Source organism: Vibrio sp. M260118 (assembly GCF_036533755.1).
Classification (GTDB): Bacteria; Pseudomonadota; Gammaproteobacteria; order Enterobacterales; family Vibrionaceae; genus Vibrio.
Genome location: NZ_JATABG010000615.1, coordinates 1 through 1,139, shown reverse-complemented (window position 1 = coordinate 1,139; position 1,139 = coordinate 1). Strand labels below are relative to the sequence as shown.

Annotated in this window: 1 protein-coding gene; it reads right to left on the bottom strand. The window is 42.2% G+C overall.

The genetic code is table 11. The annotated features are described in order from the left end of the window. Nucleotides 1–1,139: extracellular solute-binding protein (locus QTO00_RS20035; protein ID WP_331426312.1), on the bottom strand; the 1,139-nt coding region annotated here is incomplete at both ends.

Genomic DNA, 1,139 nt, shown 5'->3' with positions numbered 1-1,139 from the left:
GAGTGCACTTTTCGCATCTTGCTTATTTGTTGCGATCAACTGAAGTGCACTGTTCGCAGGTCCCCATACTTCGTTCATTTCTGGAATAGAAGGCATAGAAGTAGCATGAATGGATTGCATCGCTACTGCACTTGCACCTGGGTCATTTTTAATAACAGGATCGTCCACCAATTTTGTCACTGCCGGAACTTCTCCAGTGAGCTCAAAACGTCGCTTAGCGTTGTCATAATTATTCACGAACGTAATAAACTCTTGCGCTAATGGTTTGTTTTTCGAGAAAGTGGAAATGCTATAACTCTTAACTCCCATAAATGAACCCATTTGCTCACCAGATGGCAATTTTGGAAGAGGCGCTACACCGTAGTTGATTCCTGCTTCTTTATATGGTTGGAGCGCCCAAGGGCCTGTTTGAACAATTGCGGCTTTACCAGAAGTAAATAGTGAATCGATAGCATTCAGACCATTATTGCCAATAATGCCCGTAGGGAATACTTTAGAGTCATAGAACTTCTGAATGAACTTTGCACCTTCTACTGCCCCTGGAGTATTCAGCAATATTTTATTTGGGTCATAAGAGCCATCGACTTTTTTATCAAAAACATCACCACCCATACCGTTTAAAATTCCGTAGGTGTAATAAAGTTCATCCCATTTTGCCAGCAGACCGTATTTATTTTCTGCGCGAAACTTCTTAGACAGCTCATATATTTCACTCATCGTTTCTGGCAGTTCAGGGATAAGCTCTTTGTTATAAACCATAAATACGGTTTCAACGGATTTCGGTAAGCCGTATAGCACACCATTGTAAGTCAATGCATCAATAGAAGATTGACTAAATGTATCGGTAACGGCTTTATCTACCTGAACAGGAGCAAGTAAACCTTGGATAACCGCACCACCAATCTGATCATGTGGTATTAAAACAACGTCCGGGCCGGTACCTGCCGGACCATCCATACGTAGTGATTCGACTTGCCCGCCATATGGCATTTCAAGTACATTCACTTTTACATCGTGTTGTTTTTCAAACGCGGCTACAGCTTCTTCATTACCAAATGATTTTTGAATGTCCTCCCAGACCAGCAAAGTCTGCTGCGCTAACGCCAATGGCGAGCAAAATAAAGCAGTAACAGCAAGAG